Raw genomic sequence first — 22758 nt, forward strand, 5'->3', positions numbered from 1 at the left:
GGCCACCCCCCTTCAACACCCCATGGATGATCATGACCGGAATCGCCGCACCGCCCGCGCCCGCTACCCGTCTGCCCGACACCAGGGCGGACGTGGTGCTGCGCTGCGGGAACCGTGGCATCGACGAGGCGGTGGCCCAGGCGCACGCCGAGCACGCGGCCGGCGCCTGCGACGACGCCCTGCGCGCCCTGGCCACCGTCCACACCGACGCCACCCGCGCGTACGGCCACGGCAGCCGGGAAAGCATGATCATCCTGGCTCACCTCGGCTACCTCTACGCGCTGTGCGGCTGGCACGATCTGGCCCGCCGCTGCCACGGCACCGCCCTGACCGCGGCGACCCGCTACCTCCCACCCGCCGACACACTGCGCGCGCAACTCGCCGCCCTCGCCTGTCCACCCGGCGACACCATCCACGTCGGCGTGTGCAGGCACCAGTCCCACGCCGCACCCAGGCGCTCGGGGACGGAGACACCGTGCCCCATCCGTTGATCGACCGGGCGGTCACCGCGTGGGCGGCGCAGCGCCCCACCCGATTCCCGGACCCGCTGGTGTCCGCTGTCCGCGCCGCCGCGACCGTCATCGCCGCGCCGCTGGACCCCGCCTGGGCACCCGCCACCGCCGCAGCGCTGAACAACCTCGACGCCGCGCGACGCCACTACGGCCCGCACGACCGGCGGACCCTGCACGAGGCACTGGCCGTCGGCCGTCGCCTGGCGCCCGCCAGCGATGCCCTCGCGGCCGTGTTCTACCGGGCCGTGGCCGCCGACGGCAGCACCCCCCACCTCCGGCCGCACTGGGACACCCTCGACTGGTACTCGATCTTGCATCTGTTCGGCATGACCCATCGGATCGACGACCTCGCCCGGCAGCAGGTCCCGGACCTGATCCAGGCTTTCGGCTACCACCATCCCCTGACCGTCGCCGCCTGCCTCACCTGGGCCCACCACACCACCGAGGCCACCCGCCTCGCCGCCTACATCACCCGGCAGCTGCACCACATCCCGACACCCACCACCCACGCCGCGCTCACCGCCCTCGCCCGCCTGGCCGGCCACACCACCCCCACCCAGGCCCCGCTACGGCGCGGCAACCCCCGCCACCACACCACCGACAGCCACCGCCAGCGCGTAACCGAAATCCCATGACCACCACAGCGCACCCGCACGCCAGCGTGGTCGCGGGCCCGACATTTCTGCTCGATCACCGAGCAGAGCAGCACCGCCGGCACCGACACCCCGGAGACACCATGACAACAACGACCTCACTGCCCGCCCGACCAGGGCCGCTGCACGACATGTTCGACCGGAGCATCGAAAGACTTCTCGCAAGCCCCGGCGACACCTCGCCCCCAAGGCGTGCATCCGCCCGGTCCGGACCACAGCGATGCGGCTGATCGGGTGGATCGCCCCTCTGCATCCCGTGTCAGCGAAGGCCGAGCGGATACCGGCGTGGCGTTCCGAGACGGACCCGACAGCGGCGCCCGGGTCACCGGAGCACCGCGCACCACACCGCCAGCTGACCGTTGTGGAGGTCGATGATGCTGCTCCGCGTCATGACAGACAACCTGGTGGAGCACTGGGCGCGCGGCGTTGCGGAAATCAGGGTCACCCCGGATCGCCTTCCGGTGACTTCACCTCCGACCCTCGGCGCATCGGGGACGTGCCGTGACCCTGGGTCCCGTGCGTCGGCTGCCGGGTGATTGTGTAGGTCCAGGTGGCGAGGCGCCGGGTCATGACCAGGTGCCCGCCGGTGCGAGGCCTGCCGGCCAGTCGACCCAGAACCCTGTTCCTGCGTCGTCGATCGGCGCTCAGGCCGGCTCGGATGACGTGCCGACCAGCGTGCCGACCCTGTCGGAGGCGGTCGAACGGGCGGAAGCGCTGGTCGCCGCGGGTGACCTATCGAGGGCCGCCGGGTGCCTGCGGTCGGTCCTCGCTGGCGTGGGTGGCACTGCTGTGTCGTCTGCGGCGGTCGACGCGGCTGTCCTCTACGCCCATGTCCTCACCAGCACGGGACATCCTGAGGCCGGGCTTGCCTGGGCGATGTGGGCACGCCCCCGGCACGGGCGTGGACCGGACGACCCGGTGGCGGTGCGGACCCTCGGCGTCCTCGCGGCGTCCCTGCACGCGACTGGTCGGCTCCGGGCCGCCGCCGCCCACTACCGGGAACTCGCCGTGGTGCTCGCCGGCCTCGACGGTCCTGACGCGCCGCGGACGCTGGCGGCCCGCGCGGACCTCGCGGTGATGCTGCACGCCAGCGGCGACTGCGACACAGCCCATGCCGAGCTCGCCGCGATTGTGCAGGCACAGCAGGCCGGCATGGGTCACGTCACGGACTTCGCCATGGTCAAGCTGCTCACGCGGCAGGCCCGCATGTACCGCGACTGCGCCGATGCCCGCGCCGCGGAGTGCTTCCTGGAGGCGGTCGCCCTCGCCCGCGCCGTGGGCCTCGCCGAGCAGGTGCGCGCCGTCGCCGCACGAGCGCCCTGCGACCGGCACCGCAGGATCTGCACCCACCGCCGCCCCCGGCCCGCCGGCCGGCCGCCCGCGCCGAGCCAACACCCCACGAGTACCGATGAGGCCGGCAGCGGCTGGCAGGTCAACGCGCACATCGCCGCCGATGGCTGTCCCCTCCGACACCGACCGGACAGCGGCGGGCGAGTCGCGTCGCGCACCACCCCACCAGCTGACCACTGTGGAGGCAGATGATGCTGCTGCGCGTCATGACGTACAACCTGGGCGACTGGGGCAAACGCCCGGCCGAGGCGGCCCGGCACCGGGCCGCGGTGGACATCGTGCGGCAGTACCGGCCGCACATCCTGTTCGCGCAGGAGCTGTTCGTACCGGCCGGCGAGCCGGCGCAGGCGGTGGCGGCCCGGATGGTGCGCGCCGCCGGTATGGATGCGGCGGTGGGGGTGGAGGGCAACCACGCTCAGCTCGCCACGTGCATCGGCTGGCGGAGCCCGGTGGTGATGCGGCGGGGCTCGGCCCGGCGAGCGAGGTCGGACAGGTTCTGGCACGCCCTGCACGGGGCCACCCTGCGTGTCGGTGGCCGGGCCATCGGGTGCTGGGTGTACCACGGGCCGCCGCGGGTGGGCCGAGACGAGACCATCGTCGAAGCGGAGCGGGTGAGCGAGGCGCACCTGGTGGCCGCGCATGTGGCCGGCGGCGACGACCGGTGTGCGGTGGTGTGTGGGGACTGGAATTGGCTGCCCGCAGACCGGGCGGCCGATGGTGGGTACTGGCATCCCGACCCGGTGATGCCCGATGGTCTCACCGCGGCGCAGGCGCGGCTGGCGCTGAGCCGTGCTCCCGGGCAGGTGCTGGTGGACGCCGGACTGGCGTCGGTGGGGGCGGCCCTGCGCCGACCGCTGACCCAGACCAGCACCGGCCACGAACCTCCGCCGTCGATGCGGGGCACCGACTATGGCGCGCGGCTAATCGACGAAGGGCTGGTGACGCCGGCGCTGGTGGAGGCCCTGGTGGATCACCAGGTGGTGGATACCCCAGCGGCCAGGGCAACCTCAGATCACCTGCCGACGATCTTCACCCTCGACCTCCGGCGCATCGGGGACGCGCGGTGGCCCTGATGGGCGGGGGAACCCTGGGCCACCGGTCTGCGCCAGTAGGCCGTCAGCTCTGGGACTGGGGCAGATCGCACTGGTGCTGCACCGCCTCGGCCACTGCCAGACAGCCCGCGCCCTGCTCGACGACACGCCGCCACCCACCGCGCCGTGCACCGCGACCGCCGGCCGGCCACCGCGATGAAGCTGCACTCCGCCCGGATCCGCGCCGACTGCGCCACCAAGGGCCACGACCACCCCGACATCGGCGAGCCCGCCATCGAGGAGATGGCCCACGACGCGCCGACGTGAGGGCGCCGGCCGGCTGCCGGCGACGCCAGCCGCCGGACCTCAGACAACCCGGCACATCACGGTGCCGGGCCCGCACCACCGATCAACGAAAGGTACCCATGAAACTACTCAAACGGTCGATCATCGTGGCGGTCGCGCTGGCCGGTGTCCTCGCCGGCACCGCTGTCCCCGCCGCCGCGGTCGTCGGCGGACGGGCCGCCACGCCGCACGACGGCGTGGTCTCCGTCCAGATCCTGCACCCCGGACTCGGCACCGCGCTGTGCGGCGGTGACCTGGTCCACCGGCGGTGGATCCGGACCGCGGCGCACTGCGTCAGCCGCCAGGATGTCGCACCCACCCCGGTCGCGGTGCCCGGCGATCACGTCACCATGCGCGTCGGCAGCCTCGACCGCACCAGCGGCGGTCAGGTCGTCACCGGCACCCGGGTATACCTGCACCCCCAGTGGATGTGGGGCGTCAACTACCCCGCCGAGCCGGTCTCCGACTACGCCCCCGTCGAGCTGGCCCGTCCGGTTCGGGCGAGCCTGCTACCGACCGCGATGCGGCAGGCGCCCGTCGGCGGATGGGTCCGCGCGGTCGGGTGGGGCCTCACCGAGTTTCCACCCGCCCCGGACGCCACGCCGCCGGCGCTGCTGCACCAGCGGGACATCACCCGGCTGCCCAACACGGCCTGCGCGGGCGGATTCATCGGGCTCGGCGAGGTCTGCGTCAGCGCCGGTGCGTGCTTTGGTGACTCCGGCAGCCCACTGCTGCGCAAAGTTCCCGGCCACCGGATCGGTGCCCGCCCGGCATGGGCATCGGTCGGCGCGGCCAGCCGGGAAACCAGTGAGGACAGCCCCTGCGGCGCACCGACGGTCTACACCGACACGACGGATCCCCACCACCGTGCGTGGGTCCACGACACGATCCGCACCCGCACGGTGCAGCCGTGCGCCTGTCCACCGCTCATCCTTACGGACACGACCACGACCACGGCGCTGATGAACCGCCTCAAGCTCGACATCAGCCAGTAACTCCCTAGCGGGCCCGGCCCGGCCACACCCCCGCCAGCGGCGCGCCGCCAGCACAGGCCGGGCCGGCTTCCCCCTTCACCATCAGCTCTCATCCTCAGTATGGAGAACACGTGATCGACCGTCAGGCCCCCGCTGGCGTGCCGGGTCATGACCCGGTGTCCGCCGGCGTACCGCCGGTGACTCGACGCGCCGGCCCGCTGGCCTGCGCCACCTCTGTGCCGGGTCGGGTGAGGTGATGGGCCGGCCAGGGCGCATGCGCCTGTTCGCCCGCCGATTCGTTGGACAGCTTCAGGAACAGCCGGCGATGGGGCCTCGCAGCTGGTCGCTGCTGATGATCTTTTTTGGGGTGGCGGTGCCACCGGATGCGTACGCGCCGGTGACCATCATGCCCTTGGCCCTGCTGGCGGTCAGCGCCGCGGTGGTCACCGTGCATGCCGGGCTGCCTCCCTTCGCCCAGGTCGCGCCCTATGCCGCTGGCGCTTACGTCACTGCCCGTCTCGCGCTCGGCGCCGTGGACCTCGCCATGGTGCACCTGCTCGCTGCGGCCGTGCTGGGTGCGGTGTGCGCGGGTATCACCGGTGTAGTGCTGGTCCGCTGCCGCGGCGTGGTCGTGCTCCTGGTGAGCATGATGGTCGCCGCATCGACCGAGTCCATCACACAGTGGTGGCGCCTGGCCGGTATTCCCGCTGCCCGCCTGGCGCCCGGTCTGCCGCCCTTGCTCGCCGACCGGGCGGTGCTGCTCTACGGCGGTGTCGTCGTGGCGACGGTGACCGCCGCCGCGATGTGGCTGCTGGCCGGCAGCCGGCAGGCACTGCTGCCCGCCTACCGGTGGATCGCGCACACCGGGGCGGGCGCGGTCGCGGGCATCGCCGGCGCGTTGCTAATCCACACCCAGCGGTCGAGCACACCCCGCGATGTCGGGATCGGCGCTGCCGCGGTGGTCGTGCTCGCTGTCGCCATCGGCGGCGCCCGCTCCCTGCCTGGCGCCGCTGTCGGCGTGGTCATCGTGGTCGTCACGGGTGCCGTGGTCACCGCTACCGCACCTGGGCACGCGCCGCTGCTGCTCGGCCTGCTCCTCGGGGTCGCCGTGTGGGCGCTGCCCGATGGCGTGGCCGGCCTACCCGCCCGCCTGCGTCGCCGGCACCAGCCGCCCGGCCGAGCCGGGACGCCTTGATCGCCTGCACCGCGAAGGACACTGATGCCGATCTACACGCCACCCAGCTACGCCGCCACCATCGCACCCCGACGCCGTACACAACGGGAACTGGTCGTCGCGCACCTGGCCTCGGGTGCCCGCTACCTCCCCTGGGGGAGGGGGATCGAGGCCGCCCTCGCCTTCAGTGATCGTGATGGCCACCTTGTCGTACCCCGCTTCCACATCGAATCCGGCTACGGCCTGGGCGAGTTCATCCACTGTTTCCGCGGCCGTTTCTACCGCCGGGAAATCGACGATGAACAGATCCGAATCCTGAACGCCCTCGGCATGGTCTGGCGGGTCGGCAACACACGTTGGGCTGAGGTCTACATTCCGGCCTTCACTGCCTTCGCGCGGCGAGAGGGGCATCTCCGAGTCCCCCGCAGGCATCGCGAGAACGGCATCAAGCTCGGCCACCTCACGCACAACACCCGGAATGATCGTAAACATGGACGTGTTCCACAGTGGCGCATCGACGTCCTCGACAGTCTCGGCTTCGAGTGGCGGGTATGCGCTCCTCGGCCACGCACCACCCACAAGCCGGATCGGAGCCGCTAGCGCACTCCCGTTCGACACCCTGCGGGGTGAGACTGTCGCTGGCACCCGGGCGTTGACGCTCGGCGAGCAGCTGCTGCTCTTTGACCACCTGCGGTACGTCATCGTGGTGCGGCCGACGGAGTACGGCGACCCGGTCCCCGCCTTCGCCTACAGCCCGTTCGCGACGAACGCGGACGGTTCGCCGGTCGTGCCGCCGGAGCGCGGCTTCGTGCGTCTCGACTTGCTTGTCATGGACCTCGCCGCGGCCGAGCTGCGGTGCGCCTTCGCGGTGAGCGCCGTGCCGACGCCGCGTTCGCCGCCGGGGTCAACGAGCCGCTCGACAGGGCGGTCAACCGGCATCTGGCCGGGCATGCCTGGGAGGCCGTGGTGAAGACGCTCCGCAACCGGCTCTGCCGCGACACGATCGACCCACCACGCCCGGCGCCGTGACGGTGCCGAGCCAGACAGAGCCCGACGTACCAGGAGGATCACCTACGTTCGTCGAGCAAGCAGCCCTGTCGCGCGACCGCCGTCTTCGTCGACAACAGCCCCTCACGGCGAGGTCAGTCAGGCGCACGCTGGATCGCGGCCAGATCCGTGCGGCTCGCCGTCGTGTTGGGTGAGCCGGTCGCGAAGCAGGCCGTGTCGGAACTGGTAGACGCCGCCGGCTTGGCGTAGCACGCCTCGCCGGTGGGCGTCGGCAAGGAACGCCATGACCCGCCAGGGCAAATCACCTCGAATGCACCACCACAGTCGTGCGTACTGAAACACACCCCACGAACTCGCCCCGAGCCCGAACGCGAGCCCAGCTGCGAGCCCGAATGTGGGACCGAGCGTGACCGTGAGCACGAGCCCGACCGTGAGCCCGCGCGTGAGCCCGACTGTGAACCCGAACATGAGCGAGAGCGAGAGCGCGAGCCCGAACGCGAGGCCGACCGCGAGCGCGTTTGCCAGCGCTCGATGCTGGTCGTCGCGCAGGAGCGCGAGCGGGTCGGAAGCCGCGATGTCGGCACCGCCGGGGGAGAACAAGGTGGTGAACTCCCCGACGAACCCGAACGTGAGTCCGACTGTGAGCCCGACGGCGAGTCCTAGTGCCTGCCCGAACACGATTCCGGCTGCGAACCCGACCGTGAGCCCGAACACGAGCCCGGCCTCGAGCCCGAATCTAATGCGACGGATCAACGACCAGCGAGGCCGTTGTCGGCGTCTCTGCAGCCGAGACGGAGCCGGGTGACCGAGCATGAGCATGAGCCCGAGCCCTAGCCCGAGCAGGAGCCCGACCGTGAGCCCGACCTTGATCCCGTCCGCGGGCCCGAACGCGAGATCGCCCCAGAGCCCGGATGCGAGCCCGGACGCAAGCCCAGCCATGAGCCCGAACGTGAGCCCAGACGCGAGCCCGAACGCGAATCGTATGTAACGGGGAAGGGGGACCACCGACGACTGGCAGGGGCACGATCATGTGTGGTTAGGTCCGCCGTCAGACCCTCGATGATCACGGACGGTGCCGAGGTAGGACTCGCGGCGCCAGCCGCCCCAGCGGTGGCGGCGGTGCAGGCAGTTGAGGCGGGCCATCAGGTCGAGTTCGGAGGGCCAGGCGTAGCGCATCGACACCGGGGGCAAGCGGACGACCTTGTTGCTGATGAGGATGTGTTGTCCGTCGAAGCGTTGGTCGATCGGATCGTGCCGCACCGCGGCGAGGCGGACGTGGTCGTGGTCCACGCGGTGGGCGTCGACGATCTGCTGGCGCTGGTAGCGGGCGAGGTCGGGACCAGGCACTCCAGGACGAACCGTTCGCCGAGTAGAAAGCGTCGGGCGACGTTGGCGAAGCAGCGTACTTCTTCTTCCTGGGTCATCAGGAAGAAGGTGATGAACCACGAAGATCATGGCGAACCGGTCGTCGGGGTCGGGGTTGGCGATGGTGACGGGGATCTGGTCTCCGCCGAGTTTGGCCCGCATGCGGGCCACTATCGCCTCCGGAGGCGTCGATGCCTCGCAGGTCGACACCGCGCTTGGCGAGGGAATGGTGACCCGGCCTGGGCCGACGGCGAGTTCCAGGACCGGCCCTGTCGGCACCTGTGCGATCAGGTCGGCCGGGTAGTGCACGGCGTCGGTCGGGTCGAGGTTGGCGTGCCGTTCGTCGTAGACGTCGGCGTTGCGCTCACTGTAGGTCTCCGGTCCGTACGTGCTCGTGAGGCTCCTGTCCAGGGTAGTCGGTAGTCAGCCCAGCGGTCGCATGTCGTGGGTGACGGTGCCGGCGGCGGCCAGCGAGTGATACAGGCCGACTTCGGCGGTGGGCCCCTCGGCCATCACCAGGGCGGTACAGCCCCGCTGGTCGGCGAGGTGGATGATCCGGTCGCCGATCTGGGCGGTCGGGAAGAACTCCGGGCTACCCGGGAACAGCGGCAGCCGTTCGAGGCCATGCCAGCCGGCGAGCCGGGCCGCCGCCGGAGGAGCACAATCAGCCTTTTCATCCTAGGTGACAGTCGGTTGCGACGCAGTGCAGGACGCGGATGCCCCGGGCGAGTGCGGTGGTGCGTCGGGGACAAGTGGCAATACTTCGTCAGGTCCGGAGGCCCGTGGGTTCAGCCCAACTTAAGGATCCTCAAGCGGAACCTGAGGGCCCGTCAGCGTAAGTACGCGGTGACGACCCCTTGGGTTCGCGGTGAACCGCTGGCTTCCCTGCGTTGATCTAATGCTGTCCCGCTGTTGCTACGTAGTCACTCGCCGGTTGTCGCTGATTCGAGTGGCTGGCGGCGCCGCCGTGGTGGTAGTGGCTCGGAGGATGTGGCGACGTAGGAGCGCTAGGCCGAGGGCGGCTGTCAGTGCCACGGAGACGAGGAGGAACGCGGTCGTGGTGCCCGAGTGGTCATTGATCACGCCGCTGGTGAAGGAGCCCGCCGCGATGCCGAGTTGGCCGGCGGTCTGGAGCCAGCCGTAGGCCTGCGCGGTGTGTGGCGCGGGTGCGGCGCGGGCCACAAGTTCGTCTGCCACCGCGAGCCATGGTGCGAGTGCAAGCCCGAAGATTACGACGGCGACGGCCATCTGAGGCACGGTGCGGGGCAAGAGCAGAGTCATGGAGCTGACGCTGAGTACCGCGAGAAGGACAAGGTAGGTGCGACTGATGCTTGCGCGGCGGCCCCGGATGGCCAACAGCAGCCCACCGACCAGGCTGCCCGCCGACCAAACCGTGACCAGCAGTGCCGCCTGGTTGGGATGCCCGACGTTGGCGGCGAACGCTGGGATCAAAACCCACATTGCACCCATGCAGGTCATGTATCCGAGATGGATGCCGAGCAGCGTGCGGATCGCGCGTCGCTCGGACGCCGGCTGTCGCATTCTCATCGGGTGTTCGGCGTGGCTACGACGGGGGATGACGATGGCGTTGATGATGAGAGCGATCGTGCCGATCGCGGCGAACGTCAGAAGTGTGCCGCCCGGTCCTGCGGTGGCGAGGCTTGCGGTGACCAGGAGCGGGCCGCCGACGTAGAGGAGTTCCTGTCCAACGGCGTTGACCGCGTACGCACGGGTCAGGGCCGAGGATTTCACCAGGGTTGGCAGCAGTGCGCGTCCGCTGCTGAGTACTGGAGGAGTGGCAAGTCCGGCAGCTGCTGCCAGCGCCACGAAGGCGAACGGGCTGGCCGCGAAAGTGAGTCCGACCAACGTGACGAGGTGCGCCAGCCCGAAGGCAAGCAGCACGGGCCGGTCGCCGATGCGTCCCAGGAGGCGACCCGACAGCGGCGCGGTCAGCGCGAGGCCGATACCGCAGGCGGCGCTGGCGGTGCCCGAAATGGTGAAGCTACCGGTGTTGTGATGCCCGAGCAGAACGATGAGTAGTTGTCGCATCGCCACGGGAAGCTGCGCGAGGTTCATGGTGATGATGACGGCCGTCGCTCGACAAGGTAGATTCACAAGTTATGAATTTACCTGTCGAGGTGGGTCCAAACCTGCTGGGGGCGCTGACCGTGTTCGTCAACGGCAGGCTGCGGGCCGCGGTCACGGACCGGGCTGGTGCCGGTGGTGCGTTGGCCGACGCGGTCATCGTGATCAAGGATCAGCCAGGTGTGACCGCAGACTGGCTGGGCCGGGTGCTGGAGCTCTCCCAGCCAGGCGCCGCCCACCTGGTTCGTCGCCTTCTTCATCTGGGCTGGGTAGAGAGACGCGCCGGCGCTGACGCACGGAGCCGGTCACTACACCTCACCTCGTTGGGCACGAACGTCGCTGAGGAGATTCTGCAGGCGCGCCATCAGGTACTGGCAGACGTGGTGGAGTCGCTCTCCACTCTGCAGCGCGAACACCTCGTGGACATTGCCAAGACCCTCCTGCGCCCCCAGGCTCGCGATGGTGAGGCCCTGGCCCGGCTGTGCCGACTATGCGACCGCTCGTGTTGCCAAGAGTGTCCGGTACATGCTGGCTATCTCGATCACCAGACCGATCATTGAGAGCGAGGTGACTACCGAGAATCGTGAACTCAGCCAGCGGGGTGGTCCTCGATTCGCGCGGGCGCCAGTCTCCCGTGCACGGCCGTGGGGACCTGTGGTGAGGCCCCCCGCAGCCGGCGCGCCATCGCGGCATCATCGAGCTCCTTCAACCCGCGTAGCGGTCGGTTTCGATCCCTTGGAGGACGAGGATGGCCTGCACGATCGCGGTGGAGCGGCGTGGGCAGCAGCGCAGTTTGACCAGGATCTTCCAGGTCTTGAGGGTGGCGACGGCGCGTTCGCCGAGCGCGCGGATGCGGGCGTGGGAACGGTTGACCGCCTTCTGCCATCGTGACAGCCGTGGCCGGTGTCGGTGGCGCTTGAACGGGGTCCGAACCGTGCCGCCGGCGCCTTGATACGCCTTGTCCGCGAACGTCATCACGTTGCAGCAGGTCAACGCGTCGATCAGGCCGACAGTCCGCGCGGCGGTCAGGTCGTGCGTGGCGCCGGGCAGGGCGGGCGAGGCCCAGACAAGTCGGCCGGCGGGGTCCGCTACGACCTGCACGTTCACCCCATGTCGGCGATGTTTTCCCGAGTAGTACGGCCGTTGGTCAGCGACCCGGTCGATCGGGATGAGGGTGCCATCGAGAATCGCGTACGCCAGCCGCACGGCTCGTCCCGCGCAGGCGTTCAGATCGTCGGCGATAGCCGCGAGCAGATCGATCGCTTCGTGCACGTAGCGCCAAGCGGTGGTCGTGCCGATCGCGAATCCAGCGCCGAGACGGGCGTAGGTGTCGCCGTTGCGCAGGTGAGCGAGGACCAATAGCGCTTGCCGCCCGGGATCCAGACGCCGCCACCGGCATCGACGTTGAGCGCGGTGGGCGCGGATCAGGTTAGCCAGACGGTTCAGGGTACGAGTGGAAAGTGGAATCGTGGCAGGGTAAGACAGCAACGAGGCTCCCGGTTGGGACATCGAATCTTCGTCGACTGCTGTCTTACCGGGAGCCTCACCTCCCTCCGACTCAGACCCTCCCGGATCCACCGTGACCAGCACCATCACGATGGAAGGCTCCTTGTACAGGTGCTCGCCCAGCGTGGCGCCAGGGAGGTTGCCGAGCAGGTCGGGCGTGTTCTCGCCCTTCTCCGGTGCCAGGGCAGCCACGTAGACGAGGGCCTTCACGTTGTCGTTGCCGACCGCGGCGTTCGAGGCCACCATGCCGCCGTACGACTGCCCGACCAGCACAATCGGGCCGTCGATCGAGGCCAACAGGTCGGACACCGCGGCGGCGTCCCCGGACAGGCTGCGCAGCGGTTGCCGGCCGCGATGGTCCAGTGCCCGGAGGCACCACCTCCTTGAGCAGTTCAGCCGCGCGGCGATGCACCGCCAACTCGGTTTCCAGCTCAGGGATCCGCCGCCGAGCCGCGACCAGCTCCGCCTGGTCGCTGGAGGCGACACCCGGCATCCGGCCGGTGTCGATCAGCTCTTGACGGCGCCAGTTGTAGATCGTCTGATCACTGATCTCCAAGTCCCGGACCAGTTCAGCGACCGACCGGCCAGCCTTGAGCAGTTCAAGGACCTTACGACGAAACTCGGGTGGATATCTCCTCGGCACGTCTCTCCTCAACGAGTGACGAGCCTGACGAGTCAACCAACCCGGCTCCACCGAACCCGGGGAACATCAAAGCCTCTACAAGATCCGGGACGGTTCAGACCTCGAAGCCACGGTGGAAGGGGTGCTCGCACGGACATGCCGCCGATCGGGCGCGCTACCTGCCGGCTGCTTCCGTCACGCTGCGTGGCTGGACTTCAGTTTGGCCGACTCCCGAACTGCCGATGGGCGGACCGCCCGGCCGGACCACCGACATCAACCACGTCGGTGGATCGAGCTGAGCGCGAAGGCGAACTCGGTAGGTAAGTGGCGAAAGCTGCCGGGCGGGCACACGGACCTGCTGAAGTAAGGGAGGCGCGACGCTCGTGTCCGGTCGGCGACGGCGTGGCTTCACGGAGAGCGTCGACCGGTGGCGGGCTAGTCGCGCCGTGCTTGTCGCGGAGCCACGGCGACAGCCACTCGTTGCAATACCACGGGTCCGCACTACTATCAATGCCTGTTCGGGTCGACTTGTGGAGTCCTCTCGGCTAGGGTCTATTCAACGATCGCCGGTTGGCCGACTCGGATCTGCCCTCCGCCACCAGCAGAGGAGCCTGGATGATCACCACAGCGTATCGGTCTTCGGCCAGTACTGGTACTGACCGCGCTGCGTCTGACCCGGTCGCTCATCAGCTCCTCACCTCGATGGTCGCGTTGCCGTCCGGCCACCCGTCCCGGGCCGCGCTGCGGGACCGGGCGATCGAGGCGTGGCTGCCGCTGGCCAACCACCTGGCCCACCGCTACAGCGGTCGCGGTGAGCCCACCGACGATCTCGCCCAGACCGCGGCGGTCGGCCTGATCAAGGCCATCGACAAGTTCGACCCCTCCCGTGGTGTCGACTTCGCCGGCTACGCCATCCCCACCATCATCGGTGAGCTGAAGCGGCACTTCCGCGACCGGACCTGGGACATCCGCGTCCCCCGGCGGCTGCAGGAGCTGCGGCTGGCGATCTCCGACGCGAACAGCACGCTGCTGCAGACCCTGGGTCGCTCGCCGACGGTGACCGACATCGCAACCCACCTCAAGATCACCGAGGAGGAGGTGCTGGAGGGCCTGGAGGGCGCCCGCGCGTACAACGCGGTGTCGCTGTCCACGCCGACCGGCGATGGAGACCGCGCGACCGAGCTGGGCGACATGCTCGGCGGCGAGGACAGCGAGTTCGAGCTGGCCGAGCTGCGGGTGGCGCTGGGCCCGGCGCTGGCCACTCTGGACGAGCGCGAGCAGAAGATCCTGACGCTGCGGTTCTACGGCAACCTGACCCAGTCGCAGATCGCCGAGCAGATCGGCGTGTCGCAGATGCATGTGTCCCGGCTGCTGGCCCGGGCGCTGACGAAGCTGCGGGGGCAGCTCGACGACGCGGGTTGATCCGGGTACGGGCCTGAGGCTCTCGCCTCCTCTGCCGCGAATCTTGACCGACACGAGACCAACAGCGGGCCGCGTCTCCTACCCGGACTGTGAGGGAGCCGTGAGCGGCGGTCAGCGGGGGCAGTTTGTCGCGTAGGTCCTCGACCTGGTGTTCGAATCGGTTCACCGCGTTCTCGTTGTTGAGGAAGGTGGTGAGGCCAGCGGCGAAGGCGATGGCTCAGGACGGCGAGGAGTTTGAGGATCAGTGCGCCGACGGCGATGCTCCCGCCGTCACGTTCGGTTGACGGGTCATCCGTGACCCGTCTGCCCGACCGTGTCCCTGTGGTGAGATCGGGCGAGTTGGAGCCCCGTCATCCCGTCCCGTGTGATCTCAACCCGAGCCGGGAGCCAGCCACTCTGTCGACTCGTTTCACGACAGTCCGGCGCAGCGGGTCGGTGCCGGTGAGCCGATCACGTTCTGCTGGAGCTGGCGAGGGTAGTGATCGCGCACAACTTGGCCCAGACGGCCTTCCCGTTGCGGCAGCTGCGTACGCCCCACTTTTGGGAAATCGCCTCGATCAGCACCAGTCCTCGCCCGCCGGCGTGGTCACTATCGGGGCGGCGAGCCTGCGGAGTGGTGGTGCTGGTGTCGCCCACTTCGACCAGGACGGTGCCGGGTGCGACGGTGACGACGAGTTCACCGTCGCCACGGGTGTGCTGGCTGACATTCTGCACCAGCTCGCTGATCACGATCAGGACGTCGTCGATCCATTCCGCATCGGGATCGTCGCAGGCTGACGGTAGTAGTGCGGCGCGGGCGCTGTGCCGAAGCGGCGAGGCGGGATCCCCGTTGCGGAATCGGCGCCGTAGGACCTCCACCGTCCTGCTGTCCTCCCGCATAGCCCGTCACTGCCCCGGCATCATGCCAGGTTACGACGTCTGCGCCCGCGATCGACGGCGACATGAGCGGCAGATTCGTCCGGACACGACCAGGGGCCACGGGGCCACGGCTGGCGCGGACAAGCCCGCCACTACTGCGCGTGACGCGTCATTGCTCGCCGCTGTTGCCGCCGAACCTGGTATACGGCTGCGGGTCGAGGCAAACAAGCGCAGGAACAGCGATCAAGGCTGCTCTGCGGTGGGCGACGACGGCCAGGCCAGGTAAAGCAGAGCGGTGTCGTCGCTATGGCGACCTGCGTCGATGCGCTGAATGTCGGCAAGCAAGGCGGTGAGGTAGTCGGTCGGGTCGGTGATGGTGCTCAGCTTGGCGGCGAGTTCGACGAAGCGTTCTTCGCCGAGGCGGGTGCCGTCGTCGCTGAAGCCTTCGTAGACGCCGTCGGTGTAGAGCAGCAGACCCGCACCCGCTGGCAGCGTGACGACGGATTCCTGCCAGCGGCCGCGGCCTGGAAACATACCCAGTCCCAGATCGTGGCGGATTGGTGCGGCGTGGACGGCTCCGGGAGTGATCACCAGTGGCGGAGGGTGGCCGGCACTGACGATGACCGCCTTGGACCGATCCGGGTCGACGCGGATCGTGCAGGCGGTGGCGAACATCGCCTCGTGTGGCCGTTCGGCGACCAGCACCTGTTCGAGTAGCCGCATCCGGGACGTCTTGTCCACGCCGGCCAGCGTCAGGGTGCGCCATCCGACGCGCAGGCCGACCCCGATCGCGGCCTCGTCCGGGCCGTTGCCGCAGACATCGCCGACCACGGCGTGGATCGTGCCGTCTTCGTCCTGCACGATGTCGAAGAAGTCACCGCCGAGCAGCGACCGCCCACGCCCGGGCACGTACCTGCTGGCCACCGTCAGCGCTGGGTCGGTGATCAGCGGTGTAGGCAGCAGGCCGCGTTGCAAGCGGACGTTCTCGCGTGCCTGCATCCGGCTCTCCCGTAGCTGCCGCTCGGTAACCAGGGCGCGTTGACGCTGGATCGCGTACTGCACCGTGCGGCCGAGCAGAACCGCGTCGAGGTGCCCCTTGACAAGGTAATCCTGGGCACCGGCGGCGACAGCCGCCGTCCCGACAGCGGCGTCATCCAAACCTGTCAGCACCACCACGGCCATGTCCGGCCACCGGTCCAGCACCCGGCGTAGCGCCTGCAGCCCGCGCCCGTCGGGTAGGTGCAGGTCGAGCAGGACGCAATCAGGGGTCGTCGGCGAGGCTTCCGCTTCAGTCAGGCTTGCGGCCTGTTCGAATCGGCTACTGATACTGCTTTCTTCCAGAAACTCCCGTGTGAGCGTTACATCGCCGGGATCGTCCTCGATGAGCAGAACGGTGAGGTCCGCGCGCATCGAGGCCGTCGCGGGTCTCGGCAGAGCTGGCGGCACCATGGGCGACAGCGCTGTCCGCAGTTCGCCGTCACCGATCACGGCGGTTCCCTCCTCCGGCCACCGCCACGACAGGGAGGCCGACCCCACCAGGATGCATGATCCGTCCGCCTCCTCGACCCTGTCGATTATCACCTGTCCCGCGACCGAAGGCGGACGCGACGGCAGCGAGGCCCCGGACGCGCCCGGTTTCGGGCATCCCGCGTGCTTGAGGTTTACCGGCCAGTTGTAGGGGTGGAGCTTCCAGCAGACCGGCACGTTGGGCGAGCATGGCGGCCTGGACTTGGTTGTCATAGCTGAGCTTGGCAAACACCCGGTTACACGTGCTGCGGTCAGTTGCGACATGCCGCGGCCGACGCTGTTACCGTACGCCACCTCCACGAGGGCGATTGCGAACTTCACCGCCGGTCTGGCGCAGATGCTGGGCGGGCGGCGGTATCCCGCTGGACGGGGGCGAAAGAGTGCTGCTGCTGCTGGTCGTCGTCCTGTTAAACGTCCAGCGTGACCGCCGTTCAATCGGCCACTATCGACGCAGCTCCCAGCAGCCGAGACAACGGGAAGGGCGTTCTTGACGGGATGGCCCGAGGAACTTGGCAAGGAGCCGGCGTTACACGGGCGCCCTCGGCGGGTTCAGGTACTCGCGGAAGGCGAGGCCGTCGCTGTACCGGGTGTAGGTGACCTTGGAGGTCCGACGTGGCCAGGGTTCGTCGGTCGAGCCGGTGGCGTTCATGGTCGGGCGATGCTGGGTACCGGGACACCCGCTTGGTTCGTTAGTTCCGGTGCGTAGCTGTGGAGGAAGCATGTCATCGCATGGCGGATCGATTCAGGGCGACCGACTTCGGGTGCTTCAGTTGAACGTGTTCGGCCGCAGTGCTCCATGGCCGGAGCGACGCGAGGCGCTCCGCAATGGTCTGCGGGAGCTGAACCCGGACCTTCTGGCGCTTGAGGAAACCATCGTCACGGACGACTACGACCAGGTTGAGGATCTACTAGGTCCAGGGTATTCGGTGTGGCACCAGAGCGGCCGGGCTGACGATGGCACCGGCATATCGCTGGTCAGTCGATGGCCGGTGCGGGAGGTGCGGGAAATCAATCTTGCTGTCACCGAAAGAGCCGCTGGCTTTCCGGGTGCGGCGCTGATCGCCCGCATCGAAGCTCCGGCGCCGATTGGATCATTACTGTTCGTCAATCAGAAGCCCACCTGGCAGCGCGGCTACGAATATGAGCGGGAGTTGCAGGCCGTAGCGACGGCGCAAGAGATCGAGAAGCTGGCGCAGGACGACGATGTGCATGTAGTGGTGGCTGGAGACTTTGACGCGGTTCCAGATGCGGCGAGCGTGCGGTTCTGGACCGGTCGGCAGTCGTTGCGGCAGTGCAGTGTCATGTACCGAGACGCTTGGGAGGCGGTCCACGGTACTGAGGAGGGGCATACCTTCAGCCCCAGCAATCCGCTGGTTACCAACGGTGACATGCCACTGGAGTTGGGCCGGCGGATCGACTATGTCCTCGTACGCGCTGTCGATCACGGTCCCACCTTGCGGATCGCCGACTGTCAGCTTGCGTTCGCCGAACCGGTCGGTTCGGTGTGGGCTAGCGACCATTTCGGCGTGTTGGCTGACCTCGCGCTGCACCCGTGCCGGGACCGGGGCTGACCGGACCCGGCACGGGTGCGGCGCGGCGAGGTCATGTGCGGCTGCGGAGGATCCACGTCCGTAGCATCAGGCGTTTACCGTCGGGCGCATCGGTGAACTCGGTACGCCCGTGCAGCAGCGTCCGGTTGTTGATGAAAATCATCTGCCCGGGTTCGAGCCGTAGCCGAGTCTGGCGTCGCGGGTTGTCGAGCAGGGCGTCCAGCGCGTTCAGGGCGTCCACCTGCCGTTCGGTCAACGGCGGAACGTGCGGATGCTGATGCCCGATCTCGATGTACTCCCGAAGGTAATACATCCGATCGCCAGCCGGCCCGGTCTCGATCACCGGCCGCAGGACGGTCGCATCCTTCGCCGTCGGGTCGCGACGGTCGAAGTGGAATTCCCCTCGTAACTCCGCGACGGCCCACTTCGGTAAGAGCCGGAGTACGTCAGTGACCCCGACCAGGCACAGGTCGCCGCCGGCCGGGGCCTGGCGGACGCAGTACAGGGCGAAGCAGTCGGGGGTTGGCGGAGGAGCGTGCGGGGCGTCGGTGTGCAGACTTCCGCCCTGCCGGGAGTCGGAGTACCTGCCCGCACGGCCCTCTCCCAGCCGCAGGCCACGATCTGTCACCTCCCGCAGCAGGGTGCCCTGACCATCCTGAGGCAGCAGGTCACCCAGCAGGGAGCTGATGGTCAGGGTGAATCGCCGGGCATCCTCGGTGGAATTCAGCGGCGGGCCGTTCAGCAGCAGGTAACCCGGCCCTTCGTCGAGGTGGGCCAGGGCCAGTTCGGCCAGCCGCTGCCGGGCCGGCTCGTCCGTCGCCTCGGTCATCCACCGGACAGCGGTCGGCGTCATGGTCGTCATCGTCGCCTCACTGCTCGTCGCGCAGCTGCGCAAGCCAGCCGACGGTCAGATACGGGACGTCCAAGTGCTCGCCGTCGACCCGGCTACGCACCAGACGCTCGATGTCGTCGACGATCGGGTGGAAGTCGTCGCCAGCTTGCCGTTGTAGAGTCGCGTGAGAACGCCAGGCGATGATCCAGTCGGTGATACTCACGCGGTGCTGCACAGGCTCCTCGATTTTTTCGACCGAACCGAAGAGACGACTGTCACGGATGACCGGCGCGTGATCCTGGCGGCGGCGGCCGTACGCGTACTGCGGCACGCGTTGGTGGATCAGCTCTTCCACCTCCGCCTGGATCGGATCGTCCAGTTCTCGGTGGTTCCAGATGCAGGCGAACCAGCCGCCGCTGGCCAGGATGCGAGCGGTTTCGTGTAACGCCTTCGGCTGGTCGGTGTTGCTGAACGACGAGCCGTAGGTGACAAGGTGGTAGCGCCGGCTCGGTAGGCCGGTTTCCTCGCCGATACCGACGGACCAGGTGACTCCCGCATGGTCCGCTGTCCGCTCGATCCCGATCGCCCGCATGGCGTCGTTCGGCTCGACTGCATCGACCAGGCAGCCGCGGGCAAGCAGGTCCAGCGTCAGGTGGCCGGTCCCGGCACCGATGTCGGCGGCGGTCACCGGGCTGTGGTCACCGCAGGCGCCGACGATCCGGTCGATGGCTGCCGGGGCGTACTCGGGGCGCAACGAGTAGGTGGACGCCAGCTTGGTGTAGTCCCACTCCAGGGTGTAGGGCGAACTGTTCATCGGATGTCGCCTCTCCTTGTCTCGTGCAGGTGAAAGATCTGCTCGGCCACCACGTCGGGGGTGACCGGGCCGAGGTTGGAGACCGTTAGGTCGGGTTGAATCGGGAATTCGGGGGCGATGCCGACGCCGACCACTGGCGTGACGGTGTCCGGCCCGTACACCCCTTTCGAGTTGCGGCGGCGCAGTTCGGTGAGGGGCACCTCCAGAAGCACCTCCAGGTAGTTGGGCAGGTTGGTGCGGTTCCATGCCTGCACGTCGTGGTACAGGGCGATGGTGGCGATGACCACGGTGTGTCCTTGGCGGGCGAGCAGGTGGCACAGCCGCGCATAGACGAAGGCGAGGCGGTGCCGACTCTGCGGGTCGTAGGTGCCCACCATGCCGAGGGCGGCCCGCAGTTCGTCGCCGTCGAGGAGGACCGAGTGCAGGCCGGCGGCTGCGAGTCGTGGGACCAGGTGGGCGGCGACCGTCGACTTGCCGGCGCCGGAAAGGCCCGTGATCCAGATGACGGACCCGGTCGTCCGGTGGGCACTACGGCTGACGGGTGCGGGTAAGGCGGTCATTTCCGTCGGCTCCAGGGGGTTGTGCGGCGAGTACGGGGGTTCAGGGATCGGCGGACGGCCGAGGTGACCACGACCCGGCGACGGCGGCCTCCCACCGACCACAGCCGGCGTCGGTGACCGGATCGGCGGGGCCCGGGAATGAGGAGCAACAGAGCCAGCCAACCGGCGATGGCCAGTACCGCCCCGGCCGTGTACGCGCCGGGGAAGCCGAGACCGGAGCCAGCGACGGTGATGAGGACGGCTACCGCCACGGCGCCGCCGACGTGCGTCGACGCTTCGAAAACGCCGGCAGCGGCACCGTGGTCCACCTCGTCGCCGGCCTCCTCCATGGCCTTCTCCGCAGTGTCCACCAGAAGCGGCACGGCGGCCATGTCGGCCACCTTTTGCGTCACCTCAGGAGAGGTGACGGCCTGTTCCACGGCCTGTTCCACGGCCTGCTCGACGGTGCTCTCGGAAAGTGATGCGGATCCGTCCTCCAGATGTGGGTTCACTGCCTCGTCGACAGCGCTGGTGACGGTGGCGACCACGTCGTGAGCCGCTTCGGGTTCAAGTTCGAGGGCCGGGTTCTCGAGGGCCTCGTCGACCGCCTCGGTGATCGCATGGTCCACCGCCCTCTCGGTCGCCTCCTCCGCCGCATCGCCGACCGATTCTCTGGTCAGCGCGACGTAGTTGGCGCTGTTGACCAGGCCCTGCAGCAGCAGCCACGGAAGCACGGCGGTCGCGTAGGCCGGCGATTGCGCTCCGGCTGCCAGCAGTCCGAGCGCCAGGGCGGCGACGGGCAGGCAGACCGCCGCGACCAGGCGGGAGCCGAATCGCGGGACGAGTCGCCCCGCGATGACGCTGCCCAGGCTGGTGGCGAGTAGCGCGGGAGCGAGCGCCAGACCGGCCTGGCCGGGGCTGAAACCGTACACCTGTTGAAGGTGGAGACTGCCGAGGACCACGACGGCGCTGTGGATGGCAGAGGCCGCGGCAATGCCGGCGCAGCTGCCCAGCAGGCGACGGGATCTGAGCAGTCCCGGCCGGATTAGTGCGTGCTCCGTCCGGCGTTCCCGCATGGCGAAGGCGACCAGTAGCACCACGGCGGCACCAGCGGATGCGATGACGTCCGGTGCCAAGAGTCCGGAGTGCTCGACGCGGCTGAAGGCGAGGACAAGCGCGATCAACCCCATGGTGACGAGGGCCGCGCCGGGCAGGTCGAGCCGCTGCCGCCTGGCCAGGGGCGGGCCGTCCTGAGGAACGACCAACAGCAGCAGCACGACCGCGAGCACGTTCAGGGGCAGGACGCCGAAGAAAACCCATCGCCATCCGAAAGCCCCGGCCAGCAGGCCGCCGATGACCGCGCCGGCGACACCGGCAACGCCTCCGGTGATTGACATGATGGCGAAGGCGCGGCTGCGCAGTGGGTCGGTGGGGAAAAGGCTCCCGGTGAGCCCGAGGGCTGCCGGCAGCGCCAGTGCGGCGGCGATGCCCTGCAGCGAGCGCCCCAACAACAAGATCGGTAGCCCCGGTGCGACGGCGCTGACCAGGGTGCCTACCAGCAGGAGAGCCATGCTGCCCACCAGCAGCCGACGCCGACCGAACAAGTCAGCGGCCCGGCCGCCGACCAGCAGGAAACCCGCGATGAACAGTGAGTAGGCGTTGACGACCCATGGCAGGGCCGTGTTGTCCAGCCCGAGGTCCCTAGCGATGGGCGGCAGGGCGGTGGCGATCGAGAGGCTGTCGAATACGACGAGAAATATGGCTGACCCGAGGACGCACGCCACCAGAAGGGGGCGCGCGACCACAGCACCGACGCGCGGCCCGAGGATCTCGGCCGGCTCAGCGACTGTCACGGCCGTCCCCAGTCGGCTCCTTGCACGCGGGCCTTCTCCGCCACCGCCAGGTCTGCGGCAGTGTCGATCTCAACCCATTCATGTCGACGAGCGGCGAGTACCTCGATGGGAAAGGTCTTCGCAAGTCGCCGAATAGCGAACTGGTACCAGTCGATCGCACCGCCGGCGCGAACCAGTGCTTCGACGGTGTCCTGCAACCGTGCGGCACCCCGTGCGCTCCAACGCGACAGACCGAAGAACTCCCCACTGGTCCGGTCCTCCGGCAATTGCTTGTCCAGGTGCCAAATTCGCCCGTCGCGCACCTCGGCCGCCATGTCGATCTCATCTCGGGCGCGCTCCGGGTCGATCACCATTGCGTCTCCGGTACCGCCGAGGAGCAGCTTCAGCAGCCGGTCGCTGACGAGAATGTCAGAGTCGACAATGGCGGTGGGGGCGTCCCACTGGGAAAAGGAGACCTGAAGTGAGGCCATACTGTTGGTGGTCGCGTACTGCTCATTGCGGACGAAGGTGACAGGAGGTCGCCGCTTTAGGCCACCGACGAACTCTTCGAGCAGGTCAGCCCGGTATCCGACCACGCAGACCACGTGTTCGCAGCCGAGGTCGCGGAGCTGGGCCAAGGTCTGTTCGATGATCGGCTTTCCGCCGACCGGCACCATGCACTTCGGGCGGTCATCAGTGTGTGGCCGTAGCCGGCTGCCAAGCCCGGCGGCGGGAATGATCACTTGCATGGGCGCTGGC

Annotated in this window: 25 protein-coding genes and 1 pseudogene; 12 read left to right on the forward strand and 14 right to left on the reverse strand. The window is 68.9% G+C overall.

Features of this window, described 5'->3' with window-relative positions:
• Positions 1 to 32 precede the first annotated feature (32 nt).
• The 9 genes from O7615_RS16715 (at position 33) to O7615_RS16755 (ending at position 7009) form a co-directional block, all read left to right on the forward strand.
• Positions 33 to 491 carry a hypothetical protein gene (locus O7615_RS16715; RefSeq protein ID WP_278178577.1) on the forward strand — a complete coding sequence of 153 codons (459 nt, stop codon included), beginning with the start codon at positions 33 to 35 and terminating at the stop codon, positions 489 to 491.
• Positions 476 to 1147 (forward strand): hypothetical protein, encoded by a 672-nt coding sequence (locus tag O7615_RS16720; protein WP_278178578.1) that lies wholly within the window; start codon positions 476 to 478, stop codon positions 1145 to 1147. Before O7615_RS16715 ends, O7615_RS16720 begins: the two co-directional genes overlap by 16 nt.
• A gap of 807 nt (positions 1148 to 1954) precedes the next feature.
• Positions 1955 to 2707 carry a tetratricopeptide repeat protein gene (locus O7615_RS16725; protein ID WP_278178579.1) on the forward strand — a complete coding sequence of 251 codons (753 nt, stop codon included), beginning with the start codon at positions 1955 to 1957 and terminating at the stop codon, positions 2705 to 2707.
• On the forward strand, positions 2704 to 3588 hold the full coding sequence (locus O7615_RS16730) for an endonuclease/exonuclease/phosphatase family protein (protein WP_278178580.1): 885 nt from the start codon (positions 2704 to 2706) through the stop codon (positions 3586 to 3588). The genes O7615_RS16725 and O7615_RS16730 overlap by 4 nt, the downstream gene beginning before the upstream one ends.
• Positions 3589 to 3732: 144 nt before the next feature.
• Positions 3733 to 3873, forward strand: a complete 141-nt coding sequence (locus tag O7615_RS16735) for a hypothetical protein (protein ID WP_278178581.1) — start codon at positions 3733 to 3735, stop codon at positions 3871 to 3873.
• Between the two features lie 98 nt (positions 3874 to 3971).
• Positions 3972 to 4886, forward strand: a complete 915-nt coding sequence (locus O7615_RS16740; RefSeq protein ID WP_278178582.1) for a trypsin-like serine protease — start codon at positions 3972 to 3974, stop codon at positions 4884 to 4886.
• 304 nt (positions 4887 to 5190) lie between these two features.
• Complete coding sequence (locus O7615_RS16745) at positions 5191 to 6060, forward strand: hypothetical protein (RefSeq protein WP_278178583.1); 870 nt, start codon at positions 5191 to 5193, stop codon at positions 6058 to 6060.
• A gap of 24 nt (positions 6061 to 6084) precedes the next feature.
• Positions 6085 to 6639 (forward strand): helicase associated domain-containing protein, encoded by a 555-nt coding sequence (locus tag O7615_RS16750; protein WP_278178584.1) that lies wholly within the window; start codon positions 6085 to 6087, stop codon positions 6637 to 6639.
• Between the two features lie 52 nt (positions 6640 to 6691).
• Positions 6692 to 7009: a hypothetical protein gene (locus tag O7615_RS16755; RefSeq protein ID WP_278178585.1), complete on the forward strand. Its 318-nt coding sequence runs from the start codon at positions 6692 to 6694 to the stop codon at positions 7007 to 7009.
• A gap of 176 nt (positions 7010 to 7185) precedes the next feature.
• Here the strand turns inward: O7615_RS16755 and O7615_RS16760 are convergent, their stop codons facing one another.
• From O7615_RS16760 to O7615_RS16775, 4 genes and pseudogenes are all read right to left on the reverse strand, one after another.
• Entirely contained in the window at positions 7186 to 7986 is an 801-nt protein-coding gene (locus O7615_RS16760) for a hypothetical protein (protein WP_278178586.1), read from the reverse strand.
• A gap of 87 nt (positions 7987 to 8073) precedes the next feature.
• A complete protein-coding gene (locus tag O7615_RS16765) occupies positions 8074 to 8574 on the reverse strand; it encodes a hypothetical protein (protein ID WP_278178587.1) in 501 nt (166 codons plus the stop codon).
• Positions 8575 to 8835: 261 nt separating this feature from the next.
• A pseudogene (locus O7615_RS16770) lies at positions 8836 to 9060 on the reverse strand (hypothetical protein); the annotation flags it as partial.
• A 267-nt stretch (positions 9061 to 9327) separates the two neighbouring features.
• On the reverse strand, positions 9328 to 10488 hold the full coding sequence (locus tag O7615_RS16775) for an MFS transporter (RefSeq protein ID WP_278178588.1): 1161 nt from the start codon (positions 10486 to 10488) through the stop codon (positions 9328 to 9330).
• A gap of 44 nt (positions 10489 to 10532) precedes the next feature.
• Between O7615_RS16775 and O7615_RS16780 the strand changes: the two genes are divergently transcribed.
• The gene (locus tag O7615_RS16780) at positions 10533 to 11057 is read left to right on the forward strand and encodes a MarR family transcriptional regulator (protein ID WP_278178589.1); all 525 of its coding nucleotides are present in this window, start codon (positions 10533 to 10535) and stop codon (positions 11055 to 11057) included.
• Between the two features lie 145 nt (positions 11058 to 11202).
• Here O7615_RS16780 and O7615_RS16785 read toward each other — a convergent pair whose 3' ends face one another.
• Together O7615_RS16785 and O7615_RS16790 are read right to left on the reverse strand one after the other, a co-directional pair.
• Positions 11203 to 11985: a transposase family protein gene (locus O7615_RS16785; RefSeq protein ID WP_278182125.1), complete on the reverse strand. Its 783-nt coding sequence runs from the start codon at positions 11983 to 11985 to the stop codon at positions 11203 to 11205.
• A 70-nt stretch (positions 11986 to 12055) separates the two neighbouring features.
• Positions 12056 to 12697, reverse strand: a complete 642-nt coding sequence (locus O7615_RS16790; RefSeq protein ID WP_347405089.1) for a transposase — start codon at positions 12695 to 12697, stop codon at positions 12056 to 12058.
• Positions 12698 to 13327: 630 nt separating this feature from the next.
• On the opposite strand from O7615_RS16790, the gene O7615_RS16795 reads away from it, so the two are divergent.
• A complete protein-coding gene (locus O7615_RS16795) occupies positions 13328 to 14047 on the forward strand; it encodes a SigB/SigF/SigG family RNA polymerase sigma factor (RefSeq protein WP_278178591.1) in 720 nt (239 codons plus the stop codon).
• A 450-nt stretch (positions 14048 to 14497) separates the two neighbouring features.
• Here the strand turns inward: O7615_RS16795 and O7615_RS16800 are convergent, their stop codons facing one another.
• The 3 genes from O7615_RS16800 to O7615_RS16810 form a co-directional block, all read right to left on the reverse strand.
• Entirely contained in the window at positions 14498 to 14926 is a 429-nt protein-coding gene (locus tag O7615_RS16800; RefSeq protein ID WP_278178592.1) for an ATP-binding protein, read from the reverse strand.
• A gap of 222 nt (positions 14927 to 15148) precedes the next feature.
• Complete coding sequence (locus O7615_RS16805) at positions 15149 to 16393, reverse strand: SpoIIE family protein phosphatase (RefSeq protein WP_278178594.1); 1245 nt, start codon at positions 16391 to 16393, stop codon at positions 15149 to 15151.
• Positions 16394 to 16958: 565 nt separating this feature from the next.
• Positions 16959 to 17081, reverse strand: coding sequence for a hypothetical protein (locus O7615_RS16810; RefSeq protein ID WP_278178595.1), 123 nt, complete (start codon positions 17079 to 17081; stop codon positions 16959 to 16961).
• A 70-nt stretch (positions 17082 to 17151) separates the two neighbouring features.
• On the opposite strand from O7615_RS16810, the gene O7615_RS16815 reads away from it, so the two are divergent.
• The gene (locus O7615_RS16815) at positions 17152 to 18003 is read left to right on the forward strand and encodes an endonuclease/exonuclease/phosphatase family protein (RefSeq protein ID WP_278178597.1); all 852 of its coding nucleotides are present in this window, start codon (positions 17152 to 17154) and stop codon (positions 18001 to 18003) included.
• A gap of 31 nt (positions 18004 to 18034) precedes the next feature.
• On the opposite strand, the gene O7615_RS16820 is transcribed toward O7615_RS16815, so the two are convergent.
• The 5 genes from O7615_RS16820 to O7615_RS16840 are packed head-to-tail and all read right to left on the reverse strand — an operon-like array spanning position 18035 to position 22748.
• A complete protein-coding gene (locus tag O7615_RS16820; RefSeq protein ID WP_278178598.1) occupies positions 18035 to 18835 on the reverse strand; it encodes a TauD/TfdA family dioxygenase in 801 nt (266 codons plus the stop codon).
• Positions 18836 to 18851: 16 nt separating this feature from the next.
• Positions 18852 to 19628: a class I SAM-dependent methyltransferase gene (locus tag O7615_RS16825; protein ID WP_278178600.1), complete on the reverse strand. Its 777-nt coding sequence runs from the start codon at positions 19626 to 19628 to the stop codon at positions 18852 to 18854.
• The gene (locus tag O7615_RS16830) at positions 19625 to 20188 is read right to left on the reverse strand and encodes an adenylyl-sulfate kinase (protein ID WP_278178601.1); all 564 of its coding nucleotides are present in this window, start codon (positions 20186 to 20188) and stop codon (positions 19625 to 19627) included. The genes O7615_RS16825 and O7615_RS16830 overlap by 4 nt, the downstream gene beginning before the upstream one ends.
• On the reverse strand, positions 20185 to 22020 hold the full coding sequence (locus O7615_RS16835; protein WP_278178602.1) for an MFS transporter: 1836 nt from the start codon (positions 22018 to 22020) through the stop codon (positions 20185 to 20187). Before O7615_RS16835 ends, O7615_RS16830 begins: the two co-directional genes overlap by 4 nt.
• A complete protein-coding gene (locus O7615_RS16840; protein ID WP_278178603.1) occupies positions 22017 to 22748 on the reverse strand; it encodes a phosphocholine cytidylyltransferase family protein in 732 nt (243 codons plus the stop codon). The genes O7615_RS16835 and O7615_RS16840 overlap by 4 nt, the downstream gene beginning before the upstream one ends.
• Positions 22749 to 22758 lie beyond the last annotated feature (10 nt).

The sequence above is a fragment of the Micromonospora sp. WMMD1082 genome, assembly GCF_029626175.1.
GTDB lineage: Bacteria > Actinomycetota > Actinomycetes > Mycobacteriales > Micromonosporaceae > Micromonospora.